Genomic DNA, 19,290 nt, shown 5'->3' with positions numbered 1-19,290 from the left:
ATGAAGCGGATCTTCTTGAATAGAGAGTCTCTCTCTGCAGCGTACTTGAGCAGCGCCTAGCTATTGGGCTTGGCTATTGTGGAAGTACATCAATAGATGTTTTATTATTTCTCCCGTATGGCTGCATCTGATATCTTCATATCGTCCGGAATCCGTATAGTGTCATCATACCTCGAGGATTTCGGTTTTTTTTCGTCAATTGAAGGTGCATGTTGATCTAAATAAAGGGAGTGGATATCATGTCAGTGCAAGTTGCCGTAATTATGGGGAGTACATCGGATTGGGAAACAATGAGACATGCCTGTGAAGTGCTGGACGAGCTGGATATTGCTTATGAGAAAAAGGTGGTCTCAGCTCACCGTACACCGGATCTCATGTTTGAATTTGCGGAAGGTGCGTATGACCGCGGAATCAAAGTGATTATTGCTGGGGCTGGAGGAGCCGCTCATTTGCCTGGAATGGTCGCATCCAAAACTCTGGTTCCCGTTATCGGTGTACCTGTTCAGTCCAAGGCACTGAATGGTCTCGATTCTCTGCTGTCTATTGTACAAATGCCTGGTGGTATTCCCGTAGCTACGGTGGCAATCGGCAAAGCAGGAGCAACCAATGCAGGACTGCTCGCTGCACAGATCATCGGTGCTTTCGATCCAGAGGTTGCAGGAAGAACGCAAGAACGCAGAGATCGAATCCGCAAAGAAGTATTAGAAAGCAGTGATACGTTATGATAAACAAGCCAACCAGCGAGAGCACGAAGGTCTTCCCTTCTGGAGCAACAATTGGGATTCTTGGAGGCGGACAGCTTGGCCGGATGATGACATTATCAGGTACAGCCATGGGATATCGGTTTATTACGCTGGATCCGACAGACAATTCTCCTTGTGGACAAGTAGCACGGCAAATTGTAGCGGGCTACGATGATCAGAAGGCAGCACGCCAGCTTGCAGAAGAGTGCGATGTGATCACTTATGAGTTTGAGAATGTGGATGCGGATGTGGCAGCACTGCTGGAGAATGAAGCATATGTTCCGCAAGGAAGCAAGCTTCTGTATACGACACAGCATCGTCTACGGGAGAAGCGTGCAATTGAAGCGGCGGGTGTGCCGGTTGCTCCATATCGGGAAATTACGAGTGCGGAGGACATGAGCGCAGCGATAGAGGCATTAGGTGTTCCTTGTGTGCTCAAGACCGTAACTGGAGGCTATGATGGCAAAGGACAGCGGGTCATTCGCGATACAGAGACGGCGCTTACGGCTTACGAAGAGCTGGCTGGACTTGGTACGGAGCTTGTGTTGGAGCAATATGTATCCTTTGAGTGCGAAATATCGGTCATCGCTGCACGCAATCCCCAAGGAGAGATTCGAACATTCCCCCCAGCTGAGAATGTACACGTGAATAACATACTGCATACCTCAGTTGTACCGGCGAGAGTGTCTTCAGAGCTCCAGCTCGAAGCGCAGCAGCTCGCAGCTAAGATCGCCGAATCTATGGGAGCTGTTGGGCTGCTGGCTGTCGAGATGTTTGTGACAAGAGATGGACAGCTGTACGTTAACGAATTGGCACCTCGGCCTCACAACTCAGGTCATTATACAATGGAGGCGTGCAGCACATCGCAGTTCGAGCAGCATGTGAGAGCGATCTGTGGTCTGCCTCTTGCAGATACGTGCCTGCTTAGCCCGGTTGTGATGGTAAATGTCCTGGGAGAGCATATCGAAGCAGTAATTGATCGATTTGCCAAAAAGGATGCAGACGCTGATGAACTGGGCGTCGTGCCTAAGCTTCACCTGTACGGCAAAGCAGATGCCAAGACGGGCCGTAAAATGGGACATATTAATCTGTTATGCCATGATGTGCAGCATGCACTGGATTGGATTGGCAAAACCAATATATGGAGGAACGAATACAAATGATTGAACGTTATAGCAGACCCGAAATGCGGGCGATTTGGACGGAAGAAAATAAATTTAAAGCTTGGCTGGAAGTGGAAATTTGTGCATGCGAGGCTTGGGCTGAACTGGGCGTTATTCCAAAAGAGGACGCAGCTGTCCTTCGGGAGAAAGCAAGCTTTGACATTGACCGGATTTACGAGATCGAGCAGGAGACGCGCCATGATGTAATCGCCTTTACACGCACTGTATCCGAAAGTCTTGGAGAGGAACGCAAATGGGTGCATTATGGACTGACTTCTACAGATGTTGTAGATACAGCGAACGGCTACCTGCTTCGTCAAGCGAATGAAATTCTAGAGAAAGACATCCTGAACTTCATTCAGATCCTGAGAGACAAAGCGGTCGAATACAAGCATACCCCGATGATGGGACGTACCCATGGTGTACATGCAGAGCCAACAACCTTTGGTCTGAAAATGGCACTGTGGCATGAAGAGATGAAGCGTAACCTGGAACGTTTCCGTCATGCTGCTGACAATGTCCAATACGGCAAAATTTCCGGTGCTGTAGGTACTTATGCGAACATTGATCCATTCGTTGAGGAGTTCGTGTGCAAGAAGCTGGGCACGAAGCCGGCACCGATCTCGACTCAGACATTACAGCGTGACCGCCATGCAGAATATATGGCAACCCTTGCTCTGATTGCTACCTCCCTGGACAAATTTGCAACTGAAGTACGCGCGCTCCAGAAGAGTGAATTCCGTGAAGTGGAAGAGGCTTTTGCTAAGGGTCAAAAAGGCTCCTCTGCTATGCCGCACAAGCGCAATCCAATCGGCAGTGAGAACATCTCCGGCTTGTCCCGTGTTATTCGCGGACATATGCTGACAGCTTATGAGAACGTAACGCTGTGGCATGAGCGTGATATTTCGCATTCCTCAGCAGAACGCGTAATCCTACCGGATGCAACGATGCTGCTGAACTATATGCTGAACCGTTTTGGTAACATCATCAAGAATTTGACGGTGTTCCCTGAGAACATGAAGCGCAACATGTCCCGTACCTTCGGTGTTCCGTTCTCCGGACGCATTATGACGAAGCTGATTGATAAAGGCTTCAGCCGTGAAGAAGCTTATGATACGGTTCAGCCTCGTGCGATGGAAGCTTGGGAGACGCAGCGCCAATTCCGCGACATCGTGGAAGCTACGCCTGCGATCACCGAAGTGCTCAGCACAGAGGAGATCGAGGACGCCTTTAATCCGGCATGGCATCTAAAGCATGTGGATACGATTTTTGACAAACTGGGATTGAACTAGTCGAACAGAATCTTAGAAGGCTGTTACGGCTTAACAAATAATAAAACGTGGAGTGATTAACGTTATGGCTTTATCCACCGCAGCAGAGCTAATTAACGCACCACTGTTATACAAAGGCAAGGTTAGGGAGTTGTACGATCTTGGTGAGCATTTTCTGATCGTCGTAACGGACCGGATTTCAGCATTCGATTATGTGCTGGAGCCGGCTGTCCCAGAGAAGGGCAATGTACTCAACACAGTTAGTGCTTTCTGGTTTGACCAAACCAAGGGATGGATGCCGAATCACGTCGTTCATACCAATGTAGATGAACTGGGAGATATCGTTCTGGATAAAGAGGCGCTGAGGAATCGGATTATGGTCACGAAAAAAGCTGAGCGCATCGATATCGAGTGCGTGGTTCGCGGATACATTACCGGCGGCGGCTGGAGGCAGTATCAGTCCAGCGGCACGGTTAACGGGATTAAGCTTCCGGAAGGACTTCGCAAAAATGCGAAGCTGGACAAGCCGATCTTTACGCCGGCGGCCAAGAACGACGTCGGACATGACGAGGATATTTCCATGGAGCAGATGAAAGCAGCGGTTGGAGAGAAGCTTGCACTCGAGCTTGAAGCGAAGAGCCTTCAGTTGTATGAGTTTGCGAGAGACTATTGCGAACAAAGAGGCATTATTTTGGCGGATTGTAAGTTTGAGTTCGGGATGGTAGACGGAGAGGTCATTTTGATTGATGAGATCTTTACACCGGATGCCTCCCGTTTCTGGGCCAAGGAGAAATACGCGCTGGACATTGAGATCGACAGTATGGATAAAGAGCCGGTAAGAGCATATCTGGCATCCACCGATTGGGATAAGAACAGCCAGCCGGAGCCGCTTCCAGGGCATGTAGTGGAGGAAACGAGCAGACGCTATAAAGAGATTAAGGACAGGCTGACTCGTTAATCTAGAAGTTCTATATGGCTCAGTACCATATCCGTGTTATGGAAACTTAGCAGATGAAAGCTTTATATTAGCAATCATTATCATCATTAATCATAGTCCAAACCTTAAAAACATTCCTTAGGAGGAACTTCCGATCATGATAAAAGCTACTGTATACGTTACGATTAAGCAAAGCGTACTTGACCCTCAAGGCGTTGCCGTACAAGGCGCGCTCCATTCCATGGGCTTCAGTGAAGTGGAAGGGGTACGCATCGGCAAATATCTGGAGCTGACACTGGATACAAGTGATCGTAATGAAGCAGAAGAACGCGTTAAGGTCATGTGTGAAAAGCTGCTCGCAAATACGGTTGTCGAAGACTACCGCTTTGAATTGGAGGTTTAATTCATGAAATTTGCAGTTCTCGTGTTTCCTGGATCCAACTGTGATATTGACTGCTTCAAGGCAGTAGAAGAAACGATTGAACAGCCTGTAGATTATGTATGGCATACGGCAACAGATCTGTCTGCCTATGACTGCATCATCGTTCCCGGCGGCTTCTCTTACGGTGACTATTTAAGATGTGGAGCGATCTCAAGATTTGCTCCTGTGATGAACGAAGTAGCCAAGGCTGCGGAGCAAGGAAAATACATTATCGGGATCTGCAACGGATTCCAAATCCTAACGGAAGCCGGGCTTCTCCCTGGCGCATTGCTGAGAAATACGGGTATGAAGTTTGTATGCCACGATTCAGTACTTCAAGTAGAGAACAACAACACGCCGTTTACAAGCGAGTATGCACTTGGGGAAGAGATCATTATCCCGATCGCGCATGGGGAAGGCAACTATTATTGTGATGAAGAGACCCTTGAGAAGCTTAAGGCAAATAATCAAATCGTCTTTACTTATAAGAACAATCCGAATGGCTCCTTGAATAACATCGCCGGCGTAAGCAATGAGCGCGGCAACGTGGTGGGCATGATGCCACACCCGGAACGCGCAGTGAACGAAGTGCTTGGTACGACAGATGGTAAACGCATGTTTACTTCGATTTTGAACTCCTGGAGGGATCAGCATGACGCAGCAAGTATCCGCTAAAGAACCAACCGCAGCACAGATTGCGGAGCATAAACTTTATCAGCAAATGGGCGTGTCTGACAGTGAATATGACCTGATCGTGTCGTTCATGGGACGTCAGCCGAACTATACGGAGATCGGCGTATTCAGCGTTATGTGGTCAGAGCACTGCGCATACAAGAACTCCAAGCCGCTGCTGCGTCGTTTCCCGACCACAGGCGAACGTGTCCTGATGGGACCGGGAGAGGGAGCCGGAATCGTCGACATCGGAGATAACCAAGCGGTTGTATTCAAGATCGAAAGCCATAACCATCCTTCCGCGGTTGAGCCCTTCCAAGGTGCAGCAACAGGGGTCGGTGGAATTATCCGCGACATTTTCTCCATGGGTGCAAGACCGATAGCATCCCTCAACTCCTTGCGCTTCGGTAAGCTTGAAAGCGATCGTGTGAAGTATTTGTTCGAGCACGTCGTATCCGGTATTGCAGGCTATGGTAACTGTATCGGAATCCCGACCGTAGGCGGAGAAGTTATGTTTGATGAGAGCTATGACGGTAATCCTTTGGTAAACGCCATGTGTGTAGGTCTGATAGATCACGACAAAATTCAGCGCGGTGTGGCCAAAGGGGTAGGTAACCCGGTATTTTACGTGGGACCTCCAACAGGACGTGACGGTATTCATGGAGCGACGTTTGCTTCAGTTGAGCTGACGGAAGAATCCGAATCCAAGCGTACAGCGGTACAGGTTGGTGATCCGTTCATGGAGAAGCTGGTCATGGAAGCTTGTCTTGAGCTGATTGATACAGGCATCGTGCTTGGCATTCAAGATATGGGTGCTGCGGGTCTTACATGCTCCAGTGCGGAGATGGCAAGTAAGGCAGGCAACGGACTTGAGCTTTATTTGGACCAAGTGCCTCAGCGGGAACAAGGCATGTCTCCATACGAGATGATGCTGTCCGAATCTCAAGAACGCATGCTGTTTGTCGTTGAGCCTAAAGACGAAGCACAAGCACGTGAAATTTTTGAGCGTTGGGGCGTTATCTGTGCAAAAGTCGGGAAGGTTACGGACGACGGACGACTGAAGCTGTACCATCACGGTGAAGTCGTTGGCGACATGCCGGTAACGGCATTGGTTGACGAATGTCCGGTGTATAACAAACCGTCCTCGGTTCCTGCTTATTATATTGAGAACGAGAAAATCGACACCCTGCGTTACGAGGAAGTGTCGGATCTGACAGGAGCCTTGAAAAAGGTGCTGTCTTCCCCGACCGTCTCCAGCAAGGCTTGGGTGTATGACCAATATGACTACATGGTGCGGACCAGCACTGCCGTTCGTCCAGGATCGGATGCAGCTGTTGTGACGGTTCACGGCACACGCAAAGGTCTTGCGATGACAACGGACTGTAATGGTCGTTATGTGTATCTTGATCCAGAAGTTGGCGGCAAAATTGCGGTCAGCGAAGCTGCGCGAAACATTGTATGTTCTGGAGCCGAGCCGCTGGCGATTACGGACAACCTGAACTTTGGTTCGCCGGAGAAGCCGGATATCTTCTGGCAGATGGAAAAAGCGGTGGACGGAATGGCTGAAGCTTGTACTGTGCTGGGTACACCGGTTATCGGCGGTAACGTGAGCTTGTACAACGAGAATGCCAAAGGCGCCATTTATCCAACACCTGTTGTCGGTATGGTCGGACTTGTCCATGATACGGACCACATCACGACACAAGGCTTTAAGAAAGAAGGAGATGTTATCCTGCTTCTTGGGGATACCAAAGCAGAGCTTGGCGGCAGCGAGTTCCAATATGCCGTTCATGGCTTGACGGAAGGACGTCCTCCACAGCTCGACCTTGAAGTGGAGAAGAAGCTGCAGGGAGCGGTGCTTGGCGCCATTCAGAAAGGTCTTGTACAGTCTGCGCATGACTTGTCTGAAGGTGGTCTTGGCGTGGCGCTAGCAGAGAGCTGTATCAGCGGCGGCATTGGTGCCAGCGTGAACTTTACGACTGACCTTCGCGGTGATATTGCTCTATTCAGCGAGAGCCAATCCCGTATTCTACTGACAGCAGACCAAGCACAAGCAGAAGAACTGGAAGCGTTCGTTAGAAATAGCGGCGTTCCTGCTCAAGTGATCGGACAAGTAACAGGCAGCAATCTTAAATTGGAGTTGAACGGCACATCAGCTGTGGACGAACCGGTAGCGGTTCTGAAACAGGTCTGGGAGGATGTTATTCCATGTCTGATGAAGTAAAAACCCCGCAGTTTTGGACCGGCGATTACTACAACGAGGGTTCGGGCAAAGAGGGACTGTTCGATAAATTGAAAGAGGAGTGCGGGGTGTTCGGGGTGTATAGACACCCCGACGCTGCCTCCTTGTCCTATTATGGACTGCATGCGCTGCAGCATCGCGGCGAGGAAAGTGCCGGAATGTGTGTCAGTGACGGCAGCGAATTCCATTATCACCGCGGGATGGGACTCGTCAAAGAGGTATTTACGAAGGATCTCATGGCTTCCCTGTCCGGAGATATCTCCATTGGTCACGTGCGCTATTCAACCAGCGGTGACAGCAAGCTGACGAATGCACAGCCGCTCGTGTTTAAGTACCGTGACGGGGATCTCGCTGTTGCGACAAACGGAAATATCGTGAATGCACCAGAGATCCGCAAGGAGCTGGAGCAAAGCGGATCGATCTTTCAAACGACGAGTGATACCGAGGTTATTGCGCATTTAATCGCCCGTTCTCCCAAGGATCTGGTAGAGGCGGCAAAAGACGCATTTCGCCGGATCGTCGGGGGCTACGCCTTCCTGATCATGACGAACGATCGGCTAATCGTTGCGTCAGACGCACATGGACTGCGTCCGCTGACGATGGGCAAATTAGGCGATGCTTATATTTTTGCATCAGAAACTTGTGCATTGGAGACGATCGGTGCCGAGCTGATTCGGGACATTGAACCGGGAGAAATGCTGGTGCTCGATAGTGAAGGTCTGCATGAAGATCGTTTTGAGGAGAAAAAACACCGCAAAGCGCTGTGTGCTATGGAATATATCTATTTCGCTCGTCCGGACAGTGATATGAATGGAGCGAATCAGCATAGTGCGCGGAAGCGGATGGGAAGCCGGCTTGCGATTGAATCGTTTGTCGATGCCGATGTGGTAACGGGTGTTCCGGATTCAAGTATTTCCGCGGCAATAGGCTATGCGGAGCAGACGGGCATTCCGTATGAGCTGGGGATGATTAAGAACAAATACACAGGCCGTACCTTTATTCAGCCAAGTCAGGAGCTGCGTGAGCAGGGAGTGAAGATGAAGCTGAGTGCGGTGCGCCGGGTAGTAGAAGGCAAACGCGTTGTCATGATTGACGATTCCATCGTGCGCGGTACGACATCGCGCCGGATCGTGAATATGCTCCGTGATGCAGGTGCTACCGAGGTGCACGTACGCATTACTTCACCGCCGTTCAAGAATCCGTGCTTTTACGGGATTGATACCCCGAACCGGGATGAACTGATTGCTTCTTCCAAATCGATTGAGGAGATATGCAGAGAGATCAATGCAGACTCTCTGTCATTCCTCAGTCCGGAAGGTCTGATCTCTTCTATAGAAGGAAATCATCAGGATGCATATAAAGGCGGCTTATGCCTCGCCTGTTTCGATAATGACTACCCAACGACGCTGGACTTCAAGGATGCGAAGGCGGGCTGCGGCTGTTAATTCGCCGCAGAATTCAATGCTCCATAAAGAGCCGCCCCACATTTGTGAAGCAAACAGGGGATGGCTCTGATGGAGCAGCCACGCGCCGCGTGGTGTTGCTTCGCCCTGGAGCCTTAGCGCATCTGCCAAAGGCAGACAGCGAGAGGTCCGGCGAAGCGAGCGCGCAGCGCTAAAGGCTCCGCAGCGGACCCCAGCACATTTGCCGAAGGCAAACAGCGGGAAGTCCAGCGGAGCAGCCACGCGCCGCGTGGAGGAGAGCTTCACCGTGAGCCCCACGCTTTTGCCGCAGGCAAATAGTGGGTAAGCTCTGGTGAAGCATCGCGCGCAGCGCCAAGCAGTAGAGCGTGTCTGAAAGACGAAAGCGAATCCCAGCACGACAGTAACCATAGCAGGATCTAACCAAACTCTGGTCCGCGAATCCAATTTTGCGGGTGTCCAGAGGGGCCGCGGCCTCTTTGGGGTCCTCCCTGTCAGGGAGGATTTAGGAGGGTGAATTTATATTTGAGGGACGGTGACCAAGTTGTCAGAGGCTTATAAAAATGCAGGCGTAGATATCGCGGCAGGCAACGAAGCGGTTGAGAAAATGAAGAAACACGTAAAACGGACATTTCGCCCTGAAGTCATGACCGATCTTGGCGGATTCGGAGCCTTGTTCGGATTGAACAAGGATAAATACGATGAGCCGGTATTAGTGTCTGGCACAGATGGGGTCGGAACGAAGCTGAAGATCGCATTTGCCATGGATCAGCATGATACGATCGGCATTGATGCAGTAGCAATGTGTGTGAATGACATCGTTGTACAAGGTGCAGAACCATTGTTCTTCCTCGACTATCTGGCATGCGACAAAGTCGTACCTGACAAGATTGAAGCCATTGTAGCCGGTATTGCAGAGGGTTGTCATCAGGCAGGTGCTGCGCTGATCGGTGGTGAAACAGCGGAAATGCCGGGCATGTACAATGAAGGGGAATACGATATTGCCGGCTTCACGGTAGGTGTTGTAGATAAAGCCAAGATCATTAACGGCAGCAACATTTCGCCTGGAGACACAGTCATTGGACTTGCTTCAAGCGGCGTACACAGCAACGGCTTCTCTCTGGTCCGCAAATTGCTGCTGGAGCAGTCTGGATACAGCTTGCAGGATGAGATTGCAGAGCTTGGCGGAACACTGGGCGGTACACTGCTTACGCCGACCAAGATTTATGTGAAGCCAGTCCTTGCACTTCTTGATGAAGTAAAAGTGAAAGGCATGGCGCATATCACAGGCGGTGGATTCATCGAGAACATCCCGCGGATGCTTCCTGAAGGCGTGAATGTGGAAATCGATCATGGCTCCTGGCCTGTTCTGCCGATCTTCGAGCTTATGCAGGACAAAGGCAGCATCTCCAATCGCGATATGTTTACGACGTTTAATATGGGCATAGGTCTTGTCCTTGTTGTGAGTGATGCAGATGCAGCAAAAACGCTTGAAACCCTTCGTGCGAATAGCGAGGAGGCTTATACCATCGGCCGCGTAACAGAAGGCAGCGGAATTGTGACATTTACAGGAGTGGAAGTCTAATGTCTGGCTATCGTATTGCCGTGTTTGCTTCAGGACAGGGCAGCAATTTTCAGGCTTTGGTGGATGCTGCAGCGAGCGGTAAGCTGGATGCAACGATTGAGCTGTTAGTCAGTGATCGACCGCAGGCTCCTGTGGTGGAGAAGGCAACAGCCGCTGGTATTGAATGCCATGTGTTTAATCCCAAAGAATATGCTTCAAGGGAAGCCTACGAGCAGGAGATTGTAACCAAGCTTGAAGAACGGAATATTGATCTTGTTGTTCTTGCCGGTTATATGAGACTCTTAACTTCTGTTGTCGTTGACCGTTATGCAGGCAGGCTGATTAACATTCATCCTTCATTGCTGCCTGCGTTTCCAGGCAAGGATGCCATCGGACAAGCTCTGGATTACGGTGTAAAGATGACGGGAATAACGGTGCACTTTGTGGACGGAGGAATGGACACGGGAGCTATTATAGCCCAGAGAGCCATTATGGTTTCGCCGGAAGATACAACAGAGACACTTGCTGCTTCGATTCATGAACTCGAGCGCGAACTGTATCCGGAGGTCGTATCCTGGTTCACCAAAGGACTTGTCACGCTGGATGGACGCCAAGTTACGATTGCTGAGAATGATGTCAGAAAGTAATAGGCAAGACTTGTAAAAGTAACATTTTGCGATATAACTCATTTGTTCGCTGCAAGATATGATATTTCTCGGGAAATAAAACAACAATTTATAGCACCAAAATGGGATGAACAAGAGGAGGATCTTAATCGTGGGTATTAAAAGAGCGCTGGTTAGCGTTTCGGATAAAACGGGTATCGTGGATTTTTGCCGTGAGCTGTCTAATTTGGGTGTGGAAATTATCTCGACAGGAGGAACTAGCAGCCTGCTGTCGAACGAAGGCGTTCCTGTCATCGGGATTTCAGACGTAACCGGTTTCCCGGAAATTATGGACGGACGTGTCAAGACATTGCATCCTGCTGTGCACAGCGGACTGCTGGCGGTTAGAGACAACGCGGAGCATCAGCAGCAGATGAAAGATCTAGGCTTGGATTATATTGATCTCGTTGTCGTTAACCTGTATCCATTCCAGGAGACGATTGCCAAACCGGGTGTTTCTTACGAGGACGCGATCGAAAATATTGATATCGGCGGTCCGACCATGCTTCGTTCTGCAGCGAAAAACCATGCTTTTGTCAGTGTTGTTGTCGATGCAGCCGACTATGAGCAGGTGCTTGCTGAAGTTCGTGAAGGCGGCGATACGACACTTGCAACGCGTAAACAGCTTGCGGCAAAAGTTTTCCGTCACACGGCGGCTTACGATGCCCTCATTTCTGATTATTTGTCCAATGTCAACGGAGATCCACTTCCAGAGCGCTACACGGTGACTTATGAGAAGATCCAGGACCTCCGCTATGGGGAAAACCCACATCAGCAGGCAGCCTTCTACCGCAAACCGCTCGCACCGAACGGTACGCTGACGACTGCGGAGCAGCTGCACGGCAAAGAGCTGTCCTATAACAACATCAATGATGCCAATGCGGCACTGCAGATCGTGAAGGAATTTGATGCGCCGGCTGTCGTGGCTGTTAAGCATATGAATCCTTGCGGAGTAGGTACAGGTGAGAACATCTATGAAGCTTACATGAAAGCCTACAATGCAGATCCGACCTCCATCTTTGGCGGCATTGTTGCGGCTAACCGGACGATCGACAGTGATACGGCCGTAAGGCTCAGCGAGATCTTCCTTGAGATCGTCCTTGCACCGGACTTCACTTCGGATGCACTGGAAATTTTGACGAAAAAGAAAAATATCCGTTTGCTGAAAATAGGCGAGCTTGGCTCTGCGAAGGAGCGCACCAGCCAGTTTGTGGTCACTTCCATCGACGGCGGGATGGTCGTTCAGCAAAGCGATGTTCACTCCATTGATGAAGGTGATCTTCAGGTCGTAACGGATCGTGCGCCTTCTGCTGAAGAAATGAAGCAGCTGCTCTTTGGCTGGAAAGTGGTTAAACATGTGAAATCCAATGCCATCGTGCTTGCAGCGGATGATATGACCGTGGGCGTAGGCGCGGGTCAGATGAATCGTGTCGGTGCAGCCAAGATTGCGCTTGAGCAAGCGGGAGACAAAGCCAAAGGGGCGGCGCTTGCATCGGATGCCTTCTTCCCAATGGGCGATACGGTGGAACTCGCTGCGAAGCACGGCATTACAGCCATTATTCAGCCTGGCGGATCAATTAAAGACGAGGAATCCATCAAGGCAGCGAATGAGCATGGCATTGCGATGGTATTCACCGGCGTACGTCATTTTAAACACTAATAAAAAGATAAATAAATATCGTGTTAAGGAGCAGAGCGTTATTCGCACAGATTCAAAAAGGGGAATTGAACGGAGATTCAGGCGAAGCGTGATCTGATCCTAAGGAGGAAATTATGGATATTCTCGTCATTGGCGGCGGTGGCCGCGAGCATGCGATCGTATGGGCTTTGTCGAAATCGCAAAAAGCTGACAAGATCTACTGTGCACCGGGAAATGCAGGCATCGGTCAAATCGCGGAGTGTGTGCCGATTGCAGTCAGCGAGTTTGAACAATTGACAGCTTTTGCACTGGAAAAAGAAATCGGGCTGGTCGTCGTTGGACCGGATGATCCTTTGGCAGACGGAATTGTCGATGCATTCGAAGCGAAGGACATTCCTGTATTCGGACCGCGTAAAAATGCAGCAGAAATCGAAGGCAGCAAAACGTTCATGAAGGATTTGCTGCGGAAATACAGCATTCCTACTGCAGCCTACGAGAAATTTGATGACTATGAACAGGCGCTTGTTTATCTGCGCTCACGCACAGCACCGATCGTCATTAAGGCTGATGGACTTGCGGCAGGCAAAGGAGTGACTGTTGCTTATACGATGGAAGAAGCAGAAAAGGCTCTACGCAGCATGATGCTGGACAAGGTATTTGGCGATGCGGGTACTCAAGTCGTTATTGAAGAGTTTCTGGAAGGACAGGAAATGTCCATTCTTGCATTTGTAGATGGAGAAACGGTTCGCTGCATGCCGGCAGCACAGGACCACAAGCCAGTGTATGATGAAGATAAAGGTCCAAATACAGGCGGAATGGGAACCTATTCTCCACTTCCTCATATTGACCAAGCCATTATTGACAAGGCAATTGAAACCATTGTCGTTCCTACGGCAAAGGCGATGGTAGAAGAAGGCCGTCCATTCCGCGGTGTGCTGTTCGCAGGGCTGATGATATCTCCAGATGGTACGCCAAAAACAGTAGAGTTTAATGCACGTTTTGGAGATCCGGAAACACAGGTTGTACTTCCTAGGCTGAAGACAGATTTGCTGGAGATCTTCCTGGCAGCTGTTAACGGTACGCTGGCTGAACTGGATATTGAGTGGAGCGATGAAGCGGCAGTATGTGTTATCCAGGCCTCGGGCGGTTACCCGGCGTCCTTTCCCAAAGGCATTGTTATTTCCGGGCTAAACGAGGTATCTAAGGATGAGAGTGCGCTTGTGTTCCATGCGGGAACGGCTAAGAATGAGTCAGGAGAATGGGTTACGAATGGCGGCCGTGTGCTGGGCATAGTAGGACGTGGTGCGACCATTGAAGAAGCAAGGGCTGAAGCATATTCGGCAGCAGGACGCATTCATTTTGAAGGAAAGCATCAGCGGACGGATATTGCGGCAAAAGCACTTATCTAGCATTACGACATGCATGTACTATAATTCTTAAAACAAAAACGGCTTTTTTGTATGCTGGAATGAACAATGTCCATAATATAAAAGAGGCCGTTTTTTGTATTGGAAAACAATAGAAATCACCTCTTGCGAAATCGCTGTCGAGGGTTTATTATAAGGACATAGAAATATCTTTAATTTAAGATATTATGAATTAAGATGTTTTTTACAAAGATCAGAAGCTCAGATATAGATTGGAAATGTATAACCCCAAATTTAAAAATGGAGTGGAGGAAGTACCATGCTACAAACCGCAGGTATTCACCATATTACCGCTTTTGTGAGCGATGCTCAGCGGAATGTCGATTTTTATGCAGGTGTGCTCGGTCTACGCTTGGTGAAGAAAACCATTAACTTCGATGCACCGGAAGTATATCATTTCTACTTCGGAGATGAGAAAGGAAGTCCAGGTACGATCATTACCTTCTTTCCACAGGCTGGCGCACGGAAGGGCGTTGTCGGAGGGGGGCAGACCGGAGTAACCGTATATGCGATTCCACCGGGCAGCATGGATTTCTGGAAGGAAAGACTCACCTCTTATAGTATCCGGTTTGAAGAGAAGCATCGGTTTGGCGAGACCTACATTCGGTTTCTGGATAACGCGGGACTTGTCCTTGAGCTTGTGGAGCGTGAGTCGGGGGATTTGAATACCTGGTCCTTCAACGGAATTCCGTCAGATAAGGCGATCAAAGGCTTTGGCGGTTCCGTACTGTATAGTCTTGCTCCAGAGCAAACGATTCGGGTACTTGAGAATTTCCTTGGTCTGACTAAAGTAACCGAAGAAGATGGATGGGTCCGTTTTGAGGGAACAGGAAATCTGGGTAATATTATTGATATCAATAAATTAAAAATGGCTCCTGGACGCGCCGGCTCCGGAACAGTCCATCATATTGCCTGGCGTGCCAAAGATTTTGAAGAGCATGAAGCTTGGCGGAACATGGCCGTAGAGGCCGGACTTCATCCGACAGGCATTATTGACCGCCAATATTTCAATGCTGTATATCTTAGAGAACCAGGCGGCATATTGTTTGAGATCGCTACAGACCCTCCTGGGTTCGCAAATGACGAATCACCTGATAAACTGGGTGAGAAGATTATGCTTCCATCCTGGTATGAGCCTCACCGTGCAGCCATTGAAGAGAATTTACCAGACGTCACTGTTCGTGAAATTAAAGGAGGAACAACTGTATGACAATAAACTTACGTATGAAGCATGTATATCGTGAAGGCAGCAACCCGTCAGCTCCAACCATCCTATTGCTCCACGGCACAGGGGGGACAGAAACCGATCTACTTCCGCTTGCTGAACTGGTATCTCCGGAGTCCAATGTACTTGGAGTGAGAGGAAACGTAAGTGAACACGGAATGCCCCGATTTTTCCGCCGTCTGGCTGAAGGAGTATTTGATATAGAGGATCTGATCTTCCGTACACAGGAGCTGCATGAGTTCCTGGATGAAGCGGCTGAACAGTACGGCTTTGACCGCCGCAATATCGTTGCCATCGGCTACTCTAACGGTGCCAATATCGCAGGCAGCCTGCTGTTCCATTACGCGGACTCGCTGCGTGGAGCGATATTGCATCATCCAATGGTACCTCTTCGGGACGTTGTACTTCCGGATTTGGCAGGTGCTCCGGTATTTATTGCAGCAGGAAAAAACGACCCGATGTGTGCCCCGCAGGAATCGGAAGAGCTTGAAGAGCTCCTATCCGGCGCAGGTGCTGATGTGACTGTGCACTGGGAGAATAACGGCCATCAGCTGAGCCGCAGCGAGGTCATTGCTGCAGCTGCCTGGTTCAAGACCCAATTCAAGGCGTAAAGTGTTAATCGAATAAACTAATGATGTAGTATCGGGGATTACCGATTCATTAGATCTGACCTAACTTAAAGTCATATAATAGAAAAAGCAACCCGCTTCGGCTAAATTAAATTAGCATGGCGGGTTGCTTCTATTTGCCTTTACGCATTTAAGTGGAAACACCAATCTTGTTCACTTAAATACCGATTTCCTGCATGTTTTTCATTACATTCAAGGCCCTGCTGTCCAGATCTGTTCTGTTATACTTCGGAAGCTTCAGCTCGCTTAATATTTTGCCGTCCCGCATGAACAAGATTCGTTCCGCTCTCGCCGCAACCTTCGCATCATGAGTGACCAGCATAACCGCTGTTCCTTCTCTGTTTATTTCAGAAAAGATATCCATAATCTCCTGGGCAGTTTTGGAATTGAGCGCCCCTGTAGGCTCGTCACCAAAGATGATTTTCGGACTCGACATCAAGGCGCGGCAGATGCCCGCCCGCTGGAGCTGGCCTCCTGACAGCTGTGTGATGTCCCTGCTCTCAAGCTCTGCAATGCCTGCTCTTGCCATCAGCGCCTTCGCCTTTACCGAAATGGCAGCGGCGTTTTTTCGGTTACCGCGCATAGACGGCAAAATGATGTTGTCGAGTATATTCAGATTTCTCAGCATGGTCGGCTGCTGAAATATAAATCCCATTCGGGTTCGGCGAAGATCTGCAAGCTCATCCTCAGTGGCTGCAGATAAATCCATGCCGTCAAAGATAACCTTGCCGCCATTCACAGCATCCGTTCCACTCAGCGCAAATAATAGTGTCGATTTCCCCGAGCCAGAAGGTCCCATAATCGCAATAAATTCATCCTCGCCGATATTAACGGACACGCCATCGAGAACATGGCGTTTATCACCGTCTTGACCAAATGATTTGACGATTTGCTCACCAATGATTATCTTCTTCATATGCCTACCCCTTTATATTCTCATAAATTTGGATTCGATCAGCACCCGATGTGCCGATAATGGTCGCAATCAGGACCGTAATCATCATCATCAGCGGACTAAGCAGATATGCCGAAATCGGATCAACGGTGAAATTGAACGTCGATGCTCCGAAGGAAGAGATCGCCGCACCTGCAAGCAGCTCTCCGAGTGTATTCGCAAGAAGCGTGCCGAGAGTAATGCCGACAATAAGAACAAATGCCGATCGTGCGACATATTGCGCTTTTATATCCGAGTTTGTAAAACCCAATGCTTTCATAACAGCTATGGAATACCGGTCCTTGGCAACAAGCAGCTTCATAAATATAAGAGTGATCAGTACGATGACGATCAGGGCTGCAAATGCTGCGGCATAGGAGGCTTTTTCGACAGAGCTTATGGTTGAACCGAATGTTTGTGTAACGTATTCATCAATGTCTGTAACTTTGGCCTGTTTAAATTTGGCAGCATACTCCGATACCTTATGGTCCGTAACGCTCTTGTCTAAGAGCTCGGCACAGATCATGCTCCACATGATGGGCACCGAACTGTCGGTGAATACGGCCTTTGCGGTCTTGCCGCCGTTGGTGATGTCGGAATAGATCCCTGTCACGGTCAAATCTGCTTTTTCTCCATTGATGACCAGGGTTAGCCGATCTCCGAGCTTTTTGCCCATTTCCTCGGCGTTTAAGGTCGATAGTGCAATTTCATTTTCTACAGCTGGTGCTCTACCCTCGGTATAAGTAACAGGGAATATTGAATGGTCACCGAGTTCAACTTTGATATTCTCTTCTGTTCCTTCTTTTGTTCTTGTCTGAAAAGTCTTTGTTGTCAGCACGGCATATTTGGAGATCGCACTGTCGCTATGCATCGTACTTGCAATTTTGTCAGACAAATCGGACATATCGGCGGCTTGCTGTATGTCAATGCGCATATCGTAGTTTCCGATGCCCATGTAGCTGGTGAAGCTTTTGGCAGAGATCGTGTTGTAGAGATTCTGCGGCACAATCAGGATAAACGAAGAGATAACCAGTACGGCAAGCATGGTGATGTACAGTTTTTTTCTAGCAAGCACATCTTTTATGCCGAGAAATATATTGGTGTTCCATAGCCTGCTTTGGTTCAGAGTAAAGCGCTTGGCACCGGTCTTGGTGTCCTGTGAGACGCCGAATCGAATTGCATCTGCAGCTGATATTTTTCGGAAACGGTTCAGCACCATGCTGACATAAGTCACAATGGCAAGGAATACAAGCATTATGCCGATGATTCCAAAAAGGAATGCATCTGCCGAATTATCGCTTTCTCCCATATACAGCCGTATATTTTCAAGCAGCATGCCCTTAAATAGCAGCGAAAGGACAAAGCCGAGAAGGCTGCCTGCTGCAGCAATGAGTGTGTATTTTGCAAGGTAGATCCTTTTGATATCGGAGATGCGCATTCCTATCGCTTTCATGACGCCGATTTCACGGTAATCGTCTTCGATCTTGGCGAGGAGCGTAAAGCGAATGCACATCCACGCAATAGCGACGACAAGAATGCTGATCAGAAGAATAATTCCAATCATCATCCCGTCTGAGAGAGCATTCATCATTTTGAATAGGGAATAGGTAACCGTTGGCCCGTTCGCTTCCAGTCCTGCCGCGGCATAAGCGGCTTCAAACGAAGAGAGCGCAGACAAATCCTTTAATCTGAACTCGATAAGATACTCCGTGCTGCCATATTTTTTTATCTCCGCGAAATCATGATCGCTCACAAGAAACCGTTTGGAACCGGAGAGTGAGGAATTCATCTGCGAATCGCGGAGAAAGCCTGCAATGGTAAGCTCCTTCCCGCTGATTACAGCCTGATCGCCGACCTTCACGCCGCTGTCTCTCATATAGCTGATCGGTACGTAGAGTTCTCCGTCCGTTACGGTAATGATATCCCCGTGAAGATCGAGAAGATAATCGAATGCTTCGCTCTGGGTGCTGAAGCCGTTGTCCTGGACGCTATTCGCCAGTGATTCTTCGCCTAACTGGATCTGCGCGCCGTCCATGTTAAGAAATTCAATGACTTGAAATTCATCGACGTGCTCGTCTTCCTCCGCAAAGGCTGTAAGTCTCTTCATATCTATATCACCAGAATGCATCTGCATAAAATGCGGAGTTTCGGCTTGCGACATCAGCGTACCCAGCGAACCTGATAGATTGACAATAAGTATAGCGGCAAGTGAAACTAGCGCAGCTGCCGCGGCGACAAATAGTGTGGTTGTGAGCGTAATCGCCTTGCTCTTTGAAATATCATTTCGGATGATTCTCAAATACATAAGCCACCTCTGTTCTGCAAGTTAAATAACGA

16 protein-coding genes are annotated in these 19,290 nt (G+C 49.2%); 14 read left to right on the top strand and 2 right to left on the bottom strand.

The window, feature by feature from the left end:
* Window positions 1-239 precede the first annotated feature (239 nt).
* From purE to BM415_RS18585, 14 genes are all read left to right on the top strand, one after another.
* On the top strand, window positions 240-725 hold the full coding sequence (gene purE, locus BM415_RS18650; protein ID WP_091160589.1) for a 5-(carboxyamino)imidazole ribonucleotide mutase: 486 nt from the start codon (window positions 240-242) through the stop codon (window positions 723-725).
* Window positions 722-1,906, top strand: coding sequence for a 5-(carboxyamino)imidazole ribonucleotide synthase (purK, locus tag BM415_RS18645; protein WP_091160587.1), 1,185 nt, complete (start codon window positions 722-724; stop codon window positions 1,904-1,906). The genes purE and purK overlap by 4 nt, the downstream gene beginning before the upstream one ends.
* Entirely contained in the window at window positions 1,903-3,198 is a 1,296-nt protein-coding gene (purB, locus tag BM415_RS18640; RefSeq protein ID WP_091160585.1) for an adenylosuccinate lyase, read from the top strand. Before purK ends, purB begins: the two co-directional genes overlap by 4 nt.
* A gap of 55 nt (window positions 3,199-3,253) precedes the next feature.
* Complete coding sequence (locus BM415_RS18635; protein ID WP_091160633.1) at window positions 3,254-4,135, top strand: phosphoribosylaminoimidazolesuccinocarboxamide synthase; 882 nt, start codon at window positions 3,254-3,256, stop codon at window positions 4,133-4,135.
* Window positions 4,136-4,271: 136 nt separating this feature from the next.
* Window positions 4,272-4,517 (top strand): phosphoribosylformylglycinamidine synthase subunit PurS, encoded by a 246-nt coding sequence (purS, locus tag BM415_RS18630; protein ID WP_047912782.1) that lies wholly within the window; start codon window positions 4,272-4,274, stop codon window positions 4,515-4,517.
* A 3-nt stretch (window positions 4,518-4,520) separates the two neighbouring features.
* On the top strand, window positions 4,521-5,210 hold the full coding sequence (gene purQ, locus BM415_RS18625) for a phosphoribosylformylglycinamidine synthase subunit PurQ (protein ID WP_091160584.1): 690 nt from the start codon (window positions 4,521-4,523) through the stop codon (window positions 5,208-5,210).
* Window positions 5,188-7,431 (top strand): phosphoribosylformylglycinamidine synthase subunit PurL, encoded by a 2,244-nt coding sequence (purL, locus tag BM415_RS18620; protein ID WP_091160582.1) that lies wholly within the window; start codon window positions 5,188-5,190, stop codon window positions 7,429-7,431. The genes purQ and purL overlap by 23 nt, the downstream gene beginning before the upstream one ends.
* Window positions 7,416-8,894 carry an amidophosphoribosyltransferase gene (purF, locus tag BM415_RS18615; protein WP_091160580.1) on the top strand — a complete coding sequence of 493 codons (1,479 nt, stop codon included), beginning with the start codon at window positions 7,416-7,418 and terminating at the stop codon, window positions 8,892-8,894. Before purL ends, purF begins: the two co-directional genes overlap by 16 nt.
* A gap of 520 nt (window positions 8,895-9,414) precedes the next feature.
* Window positions 9,415-10,455, top strand: a complete 1,041-nt coding sequence (gene purM / locus BM415_RS18610; RefSeq protein ID WP_091160631.1) for a phosphoribosylformylglycinamidine cyclo-ligase — start codon at window positions 9,415-9,417, stop codon at window positions 10,453-10,455.
* The gene (gene purN, locus BM415_RS18605; protein ID WP_091160579.1) at window positions 10,455-11,081 is read left to right on the top strand and encodes a phosphoribosylglycinamide formyltransferase; all 627 of its coding nucleotides are present in this window, start codon (window positions 10,455-10,457) and stop codon (window positions 11,079-11,081) included. The genes purM and purN overlap by 1 nt, the downstream gene beginning before the upstream one ends.
* Window positions 11,082-11,211: 130 nt before the next feature.
* Window positions 11,212-12,759 carry a bifunctional phosphoribosylaminoimidazolecarboxamide formyltransferase/IMP cyclohydrolase gene (purH, locus tag BM415_RS18600; RefSeq protein ID WP_091160577.1) on the top strand — a complete coding sequence of 516 codons (1,548 nt, stop codon included), beginning with the start codon at window positions 11,212-11,214 and terminating at the stop codon, window positions 12,757-12,759.
* A gap of 113 nt (window positions 12,760-12,872) precedes the next feature.
* Window positions 12,873-14,147, top strand: a complete 1,275-nt coding sequence (gene purD / locus BM415_RS18595; RefSeq protein ID WP_091160575.1) for a phosphoribosylamine--glycine ligase — start codon at window positions 12,873-12,875, stop codon at window positions 14,145-14,147.
* Window positions 14,148-14,424: 277 nt separating this feature from the next.
* A complete protein-coding gene (locus BM415_RS18590) occupies window positions 14,425-15,375 on the top strand; it encodes a ring-cleaving dioxygenase (RefSeq protein WP_091160573.1) in 951 nt (316 codons plus the stop codon).
* Between the two features lie 14 nt (window positions 15,376-15,389).
* A complete protein-coding gene (locus BM415_RS18585) occupies window positions 15,390-16,001 on the top strand; it encodes an alpha/beta hydrolase (RefSeq protein ID WP_091160630.1) in 612 nt (203 codons plus the stop codon).
* Between the two features lie 175 nt (window positions 16,002-16,176).
* Here the strand turns inward: BM415_RS18585 and BM415_RS18580 are convergent, their stop codons facing one another.
* Window positions 16,177-16,935, bottom strand: coding sequence for an ABC transporter ATP-binding protein (locus tag BM415_RS18580; protein WP_091160572.1), 759 nt, complete (start codon window positions 16,933-16,935; stop codon window positions 16,177-16,179).
* A 4-nt stretch (window positions 16,936-16,939) separates the two neighbouring features.
* The gene (locus BM415_RS18575) at window positions 16,940-19,258 is read right to left on the bottom strand and encodes an ABC transporter permease (protein WP_091160570.1); all 2,319 of its coding nucleotides are present in this window, start codon (window positions 19,256-19,258) and stop codon (window positions 16,940-16,942) included.
* Window positions 19,259-19,290 lie beyond the last annotated feature (32 nt).

The sequence above is a fragment of the Paenibacillus sp. 453mf genome (assembly GCF_900116105.1).
GTDB classification, from domain to species: Bacteria; Bacillota; Bacilli; order Paenibacillales; family Paenibacillaceae; genus Paenibacillus; species Paenibacillus provencensis.
Note: the sequence above shows the minus strand (reverse complement) of the source record. Positions and strands in the feature narration are given on the sequence as shown.

Bases quoted from the DNA above. Each gene is read 5' to 3' on its own strand.
- purL (WP_091160582.1), top strand. From the start codon at position 5,188: ATGACGCAGCAAGTATCCGCTAAAGAACCAACCGCAGCACAGATTGCG.
- purQ (WP_091160584.1), top strand. From the start codon at position 4,521: ATGAAATTTGCAGTTCTCGTGTTTCCTGGATCCAACTGTGATATTGAC.
- BM415_RS18580 (WP_091160572.1), bottom strand. From the start codon at position 16,935: ATGAAGAAGATAATCATTGGTGAGCAAATCGTCAAATCATTTGGTCAA.
- purK (WP_091160587.1), top strand. From the start codon at position 722: ATGATAAACAAGCCAACCAGCGAGAGCACGAAGGTCTTCCCTTCTGGA.
- purN (WP_091160579.1), top strand. From the start codon at position 10,455: ATGTCTGGCTATCGTATTGCCGTGTTTGCTTCAGGACAGGGCAGCAAT.
- purB (WP_091160585.1), top strand. From the start codon at position 1,903: ATGATTGAACGTTATAGCAGACCCGAAATGCGGGCGATTTGGACGGAA.
- purS (WP_047912782.1), top strand. From the start codon at position 4,272: ATGATAAAAGCTACTGTATACGTTACGATTAAGCAAAGCGTACTTGAC.
- BM415_RS18575 (WP_091160570.1), bottom strand. From the start codon at position 19,258: ATGTATTTGAGAATCATCCGAAATGATATTTCAAAGAGCAAGGCGATT.
- purE (WP_091160589.1), top strand. From the start codon at position 240: ATGTCAGTGCAAGTTGCCGTAATTATGGGGAGTACATCGGATTGGGAA.
- purF (WP_091160580.1), top strand. From the start codon at position 7,416: ATGTCTGATGAAGTAAAAACCCCGCAGTTTTGGACCGGCGATTACTAC.
- BM415_RS18590 (WP_091160573.1), top strand. From the start codon at position 14,425: ATGCTACAAACCGCAGGTATTCACCATATTACCGCTTTTGTGAGCGAT.
- BM415_RS18585 (WP_091160630.1), top strand. From the start codon at position 15,390: ATGAAGCATGTATATCGTGAAGGCAGCAACCCGTCAGCTCCAACCATC.
- purD (WP_091160575.1), top strand. From the start codon at position 12,873: ATGGATATTCTCGTCATTGGCGGCGGTGGCCGCGAGCATGCGATCGTA.